Here is a 3,656-nt window from a genome sequence, read left to right as displayed (position 1 = left end):
CGCCGCATGTGCTGCAGGTGAGGTTACGACGAGGACGAAGGGGCCGGACGGCCTTGCCGCTATGACAGCGACAACGGCGACCGCGAGCGAGAAGTAGACAGCGGGAATGAGTGACTTCATGGTGCCTACGTAGGTTCGCCGGTCGAGCGTTAAGGCAGCGCTCTCCGCAGCATGTCTCAGAACATAAGCTAAACCATATACATCTCTAAAATAGCATTAACTGAAGGAAGAGCGCCTTCATTTTTCCGGGGATGTCGGCCTAAAACGCTCGTCTACCAGACGGCTTCCAGTCAGCCATTGTCGATCTTGGCACATTGCTGACGACGACAAGATAGTTGTCAGGGACCATAGAGCGATTGACAACACGGCGGTCCGCTGGAGGACGCAATCGGCGCAAAGTGCAAGTAGCATGGGGCAGATTGTTTGGATGATGCTTCCGGTCAACGAGAAACAACCGCTGTAAGCGATCTTGCGGATGGGCGAGTTACCGACACACCATCGGATGCGCACCTCGATCTCGGCGCGCATCCGGGAGAACCTTACGGCTAGACGTCAGGCTGCTGATGGTCCCGGATCATCAAATCCGCCGGCCACAAAGGAACTCATGCAGCGATGCCCATCAAGTCCGCCAGATATGACGCGCAGCATCGGTTTTCGCCCAGCCGTAAGCTCTTCTTGACCTAGCGCCTCTCGTTCACGCCGCGACGCTTCTGGCTGATACTCTACCTTTTCGAGCACAATCTTCTCCGTGACGCCGTTCATATTGACCAATGACATCGCCTGACCTTCGCGCAGTCCAAGAAGCGCCAGACCACGAAGCGTCGTGATGGGCAGGAACATGCCCACCGGCCCATGAGTCTGTCCGGTTGAGATAACACGCGTATCACTCTCGCCAGCTGCGACGCGGAAGCGTACCCGGCTGTTGATGCTTGCAATGTTACCCGGCAGGTCTTCTCGGAATACGACGATGGCCTTCTCCATCTTGTTCCGGATCAGGGGCATCAGCAGGCCAGTTTGGTCATGGTGGCGGTCACGCAGGACCTCCAGGATGGTGAAATCCTTGGTCGTCAGGATGATATTGTCGTTCGACATTTCGCAGTTCTCCGTCGCTCACCTTTGAGCGAATACATCGACAAGAATGGGAGATCCCCTGCGCGCATTCCGCGCAGGGGTGACTATCCTGCGATTAGGGAGCCTCCATTGATGGAGAGACGACGGAGCGCGTGAGCCATCATGCCACCTTGCTTGCTGCAAGCTTCTCCACGTGCTCGACATGAAGACGATGCACACGGCCGTCGCGTGCGACCCAGTCGATGGACTGGCCGGCAGAGAGACCAATGAGCGCAGCGCCAATTGGTGTGAGGATGGAAATCCTGCCAGCGGCAATATCGGCTTCTCCAGGAAACACGAGTGTCACCGTACGATCCTCGCCAAGATCACTGGTAAAGCGGACAGTCGATCCCATACGCACGACATTGGAGGCAATCTTGTAATTTTGCACGACGCGCGCACGATCGAGCTCGACCATAAGCTCCTCGGAGACTTCTGGATTGCGCAAAGCATGAGCTTCTGCGAGCCGCAAAAGCCTCTCATAGTCTGTTTTCGTCAGGACGATCGCAGGCTTGCGATGACGCTTCGTGTCAGTGACCATAGTCTTGTTTCCTGTAAACAAGCGCAGCCGGGCGTTTGCCGCACAGCCGTAATTTAGATTATTGATGAATTATGCTTTGACGCCTGCTCCCGCTATGCGGGACGCGACCTATGCCCCACGACCTGGTCGTGACGCAACCGGGCCGGGGGTTACCTGCCTGCGATCAGGCACATCCGTGTACGGATGGTATGGTAACGTTCATTCAGCATGTCTCTAAAATGGGCGCAACGGATTGCGAAGTCAAGCAACGCCATCAGTTCGCCTCGGAAGCAGACAAATAGTCGCTATCCGCTGAGTCGAGCCAAGCAGCAGGTGGCGCGGCAGCTTTCTAGTTCGATTGCTGAGGTTGCTATTCGTGACGCATACCTCTAGGCTCACATTGTGGGCCAAGACCTCCCAGTTGAAGGCATCCCCAGCGGCGCGTCAGTCGCTTCTTAGCCACGGCAATTGCCGTGGCATTTTTTTGTTCGGGCTATCTCACGCCACAGCCCGAAATCCGGCTTAAGCCCCACCAGAAAACGGCCTGAGCGCTACTCGTTCACGCAGGCACCCCTGGAGTTCGCCACGCTCGATTGGGTCGTCTAGTCTAACACCCGCCGGATTAGGGGGCCATCCGAAGATGGCGCCCGCTCAGGCCGCAGTACGATGTTACGCCGGGCTGAAAACGCCTTCTATGGCCGCGTTACTTGGTCTGAACGGTCTCCCGAAAACCTGGCGCTGTTCATTCTGCTTTCGTGCTGCGAGAGCAAATGCATCGTATCATGCCGGTTCAATGGCTTTGAAAGTTGGAAGCCTTGAAGGCTGTCACAGCCCAACGACGTCAGTGTTTCTCGCTGATCGGCCGTCTCGACACCCTCCGCAGTGGTCTGCAGCCCCTTGTGTCGGGCCATCTGCACGATCGCCTCGACCAGCGGCAAACCTCCGCCGTGGTGAAGCTGATCAACAAACATCTTGTCTATCTTGATGCGATCAACGTCGAGGTTAAGAAGCTGCCCGAACGACGAGGTGCCCTTCCCAAAGTCATCGACAGCAAATCTCACACCTGCATCCCGCAAAGCTTTGATTGCGGCCGCAGCTTTACCGTCGGCATCCGTCGCCATCCTTTCCGTAATTTCGATTTCCAGCCGTGAAGGGTGTATGCCGAACTTTGATAGTATCGACAGCACTCGAAGCGAGTAGCCAGGCGACATTAATTCGATCGCTGAGGCATTGACGGACACCCCCACGCCGCAATCGGGAACGTCCGCAAGCAGGCTGCAGGCCTCTTCCATAACATAGAGACCGAGTGCTTGAATCAGTCCACATTCCTCGGCAATCGGAACAAACACGTCTGGCGATATTGTCCCAAAAGTCGGATGTCTCCAACGACAGAGAGCTTCTATGGAGGACATGCGCCCATCCTTGGCTGAGTAAACGGGTTGGAAGTGCACCGCGAGCTGCGTCCGGGTTTCAAGCGCGGACTCCAAATCGGTTTCCAGCACTCGTCTACGCCTTAGCACTTCTTCCATGTGGCTGCCGAAGACTGCGAACGTATTCCGACCAGCAGCCTTGGCGTGATACAGCGCAATATCGGCGCGTTTTGTCATCTCAGTCGCTTCCAATCCCGGTACTGCAAGCGAAATGCCGATGCTCGCTCCAACCGTAATTAGATTGCCCTCGATTTGGAACGGGAGACGCAGTTTTTCGATGATCCGCCCGGCGAGTAATTCGACTTCGACAAGATCCTCTACCTCTTGAAGGATTGTGAACTCATCTCCCCCCAGGCGAGACACAAGCGCCGATGGTGCGATTTCCAGCAAGCGGTTCGCAACCTCCTTGATGAGCGCGTCTCCCACCGGGTGGCCGAAGGTGTCGTTGACCTCCTTGAAGTGATCCAGATCCACAAACATGACCGCAACGCCGTTTTCGGTGCCAGCGCGTTCGAGATGCTGCACAAGGGTACGATGGAACGTCGTCCTGTTTGCAAGTCCCGTGAGGGGATCGTGCATGGCAAGTTGCCTTAGCT

3 protein-coding genes are annotated in these 3,656 nt (G+C 56.2%); all 3 read right to left on the bottom strand.

Annotated features, from left to right (window positions below; translation table 11 throughout):
- Positions 1-552 precede the first annotated feature (552 nt).
- Positions 553-1,092 (bottom strand): GreA/GreB family elongation factor, encoded by a 540-nt coding sequence (locus FAA86_RS24140; protein ID WP_136543833.1) that lies wholly within the window; start codon positions 1,090-1,092, stop codon positions 553-555.
- Between the two features lie 139 nt (positions 1,093-1,231).
- Positions 1,232-1,651 carry a nucleoside diphosphate kinase regulator gene (rnk, locus tag FAA86_RS24135; RefSeq protein ID WP_136543831.1) on the bottom strand — a complete coding sequence of 140 codons (420 nt, stop codon included), beginning with the start codon at positions 1,649-1,651 and terminating at the stop codon, positions 1,232-1,234.
- 671 nt (positions 1,652-2,322) lie between these two features.
- Positions 2,323-3,656: putative bifunctional diguanylate cyclase/phosphodiesterase (locus FAA86_RS24130; protein WP_136543829.1), on the bottom strand; the 1,334-nt coding region annotated here is incomplete at its 5' end.

The organism is Rhizobium rosettiformans W3 (assembly GCF_004912135.1).
Classification (GTDB): Bacteria; Pseudomonadota; Alphaproteobacteria; order Rhizobiales; family Rhizobiaceae; genus Allorhizobium; species Allorhizobium rosettiformans.
Note: the sequence above shows the minus strand (reverse complement) of the source record. Positions and strands in the feature narration are given on the sequence as shown.